The organism is uncultured Rikenella sp. (assembly GCF_947628055.1).
Lineage (GTDB): Bacteria > Bacteroidota > Bacteroidia > Bacteroidales > Rikenellaceae > Rikenella.
Map to the genome: position 1 here is coordinate 1 of NZ_CANQYJ010000167.1, position 2,859 is coordinate 2,859.

Annotated in this window: 2 protein-coding genes; both read right to left on the minus strand. The window is 57.2% G+C overall.

Going from position 1 to position 2,859, the window contains the following annotated elements:
- Positions 1 to 471 precede the first annotated feature (471 nt).
- Positions 472 to 1,038, minus strand: a complete 567-nt coding sequence (locus Q0Z93_RS10075; protein WP_298065160.1) for a hypothetical protein — start codon at positions 1,036 to 1,038, stop codon at positions 472 to 474.
- 499 nt (positions 1,039 to 1,537) lie between these two features.
- On the minus strand, positions 1,538 to 2,569 hold the full coding sequence (gene metX / locus Q0Z93_RS10080) for a homoserine O-acetyltransferase (RefSeq protein WP_298065163.1): 1,032 nt from the start codon (positions 2,567 to 2,569) through the stop codon (positions 1,538 to 1,540).
- Positions 2,570 to 2,859: the final 290 nt, after the last annotated feature.

Genomic DNA, 2,859 nt, shown 5'->3' on the forward strand with positions numbered 1-2,859 from the left:
GTGCCGCTCGGCACTCGAACCGCAGCCGTTGGCTGTTTTATTGGCCGCCTCTACCCCAAAGCCCCGCTGACTCCGGCTGACAACGGGTATTTCGGTGAAAGCACAAAAATTCCCCGGAAGCGTCGCGTTTTGCCTTGAGGGGGCCGCGCAGGACGCGCGGACACCCGACAAGGCGAAACCGGCTGGAGGCAGTTTTCTTTGCTTCGTTTCTTTTGCTGACAAAAGAAATGAAGAACCCTGCCGGTTTGAGACGGCTAAGAAAAAGTGCCCGCCCGCCAGGAGGGCATCAAAAAAAAGTTTTATACAAAGAACAAAAGCCCCGCCGGCTCAAGGCGGCTAAGAAAAAAGCTCCCGCGGCAGGAGCGGTGAAGCGAAAGCAAAAAGCCCGCCCGCCAGGAGGGCATCAAAAAAAGTTTTATATAAAGAACAAACACCCCGCCGGTCGAGGCGATAAAAACCTACAGTTCATCATCATCCGAGCACGACGACCCGGTCTTCGCGGACGATCTCGATCCCCCGGGCAGCCAGCAGCTGCCGCACCATTTTGTCCCGACAGCCATATAATTCAGCGAAATCGCACGAAGCACGCACATAAGCCGCCGGCAGCTGCGACGCCAGCTCGATACGCGCCGCCGTATTCAGCGGCCGGCCACCCCTGACCGGTTTGGCAGCGCCCGCCTTGACAGCCAGCGTCCCGCTGTCAAGCTCCAGACGCCCGTCCACAAACTCAGCAAGATGTCCGCGGCCGAAAGACTCGATAATACGCTCCGCTTCGGCCATTTGGGCCTCATACTCCGCCTTGGCACACTTGGCCGTGCGATAAATGGCGATGGCCTGTTCGGCCTCCTGACGGGTTACAGTGGTTTCCATGATCTCTTTTGTTTTAAACGGTTCAGGAGTGACGCAGCGCTCGATCCACGTGCAGTCGTCCACACGCTCGAAGCGGACTTTCCTGTTTTTCCGGGCCTTTTTCACCCGGTCGAGCACCGCCTGCGCCTGGTCGCGGTACTCGTAAGTGTCCTCGAACAGCCAGCTCATCAGTCACGGGAATCGGAAAGAGTGACAAGCCGGCGAATCGGACTGCGCCGACAGCAAAGCTCCTCGGCGCGATACAGACCGCCCGTCCGGGCAGCTCTGGCGAAAATAAATCTCCACACTTTTTTCATAGCTTAAAAGATTAAGGCATTCGTCATACAGTTTGTAATGATTTCACACCGCAAATATAATACATTTTGTATATATAAAACACTTTTATCGGAAAAAATGGCAAGGTATGGCATTATTTCTTTCTTCAATCTGACAATCAGTTAATTATACAATTTATTGATTTACAAAATTTTAACATCATTCAAAATACAACCCTCCCGAACTAAACCTTGACGGTCAGTAAAATACATTTTGTCATATACGCAACGCAAAAAAATATCGGCTTGCGTCGGAAGGACGCAAGCCGGGCAAGAGGAACCGACCCGGAAAGCCGAATAAGGGGCCGGCACGCTTTGCCGGGCCCATTCCATACCGGAGTTTGCAGCAACCGCTACAGGTATTCCCTGAGTATCCGGGTAATCTCGGGGGTCTCGATCAGGAATCCGTCGTGGCCGTAATCGGAATGGATGACATGGTAGTCGGCCCCTAACAGGGCCGCCATTCCGCGCACTTCCGGTTCGGTGAACATGATGTCGCTGTCGACGGCCGTCACGATGGTGCGGGCCGTGATCCGCCGCAATGCCGCGGCGACGCCTCCCCTGCCGCGCCCCACGTCGTGGGAGTCGAGGGATTGCAGCAATCGGTAGTAACAGTGGGCATTGAACCGCCTGCGGAGTTTCTCGCCCTGGTAGCGCTGGTAGCTGGCGGCGCGGTAGCCTTCCAACTTTTCGCTGTCCGGATCGTGCTGGGTGCGGTTGAAGGCGACGGAGTTCCGGTAGATCAGCATGGACATGGCCCGTGCGGCGGCAAGCCCCTGTCCCCCGCCGTCCATGCGGCGTTCAAAAAAGGTGGGGTCGGCTTCGATGGCCATCCGCTGGGCTTCGCTGTCGGCGACGATCCACGGGGTGATCTTGGGCAGTGTGACGGTGAGCGACACGTTTTCAAACAGTTCGGGCTCCATAATGGCCCATTCCATGGCCTGGCACCCGCCGGTGGAGCCGCCGATTATCATTTTAATCCGTGTGATCCCCAATGCCGTGCGGAGTTCCTGGTAAGCGCGGACCATATCTCGGATCGTAACCTGGGGAAAGTCGAGGTACCAGGATTCGCCGGTGGCGGGGTTTACGGTGATCGGCGAGGTGGAGCCGTAGGGTGACCCGAGTTTGTTGACGCAGATGACGAAGTATTTCGAGGGGTCGAGCAATCCGCCCTCGACGACGGTTCCGGGCCACCAGTCGGCGACGTCGGAGCTGGCGGTCAGGGCGTGGCACACCCAGAGTACGTTGTCGCCGGCTTCGTTCAGCGTACCGTAGGTGTGGTACGCGAGGATGACGGAGGGCAATTCGGCTCCTCCTTCGAGGGGAAAGGGGTGGCCGATGGTGAAAAACTGCGGCGCGCGGCCGGCGTATTGGGCATAGTGCATTTCTCGAGTGTCCGGGGTTTGGCCCGGGGTGCCCAAAGATAGGGATTTTTATGCAATGACAGGTGTGGGGGGCAATGTGCGGCTCGCTCCTCCGGGCGACCCGAGGCGAGATTTAACTGTAGGCTTTATTGCACGTGTTGTGTTCGGGAGGGTACTGTTCCTTTTAACTGTGTTCCGCTCGTTTTTCTCGCGCTACCTCGGCAGAGGCCGCTGGCGGGCTATGCCGAGGTAGCGCGAGGAAGCCGGAGGCAAAACAAGCGCAGCGCAGTTAGCGAGAACCAGAAAACCGA

Bases quoted from the DNA above. Each gene is read 5' to 3' on its own strand.
- Q0Z93_RS10075 (WP_298065160.1), bottom strand. From the start codon at position 1,038: ATGAGCTGGCTGTTCGAGGACACTTACGAGTACCGCGACCAGGCGCAG.
- metX (WP_298065163.1), bottom strand. From the start codon at position 2,569: ATGCACTATGCCCAATACGCCGGCCGCGCGCCGCAGTTTTTCACCATC.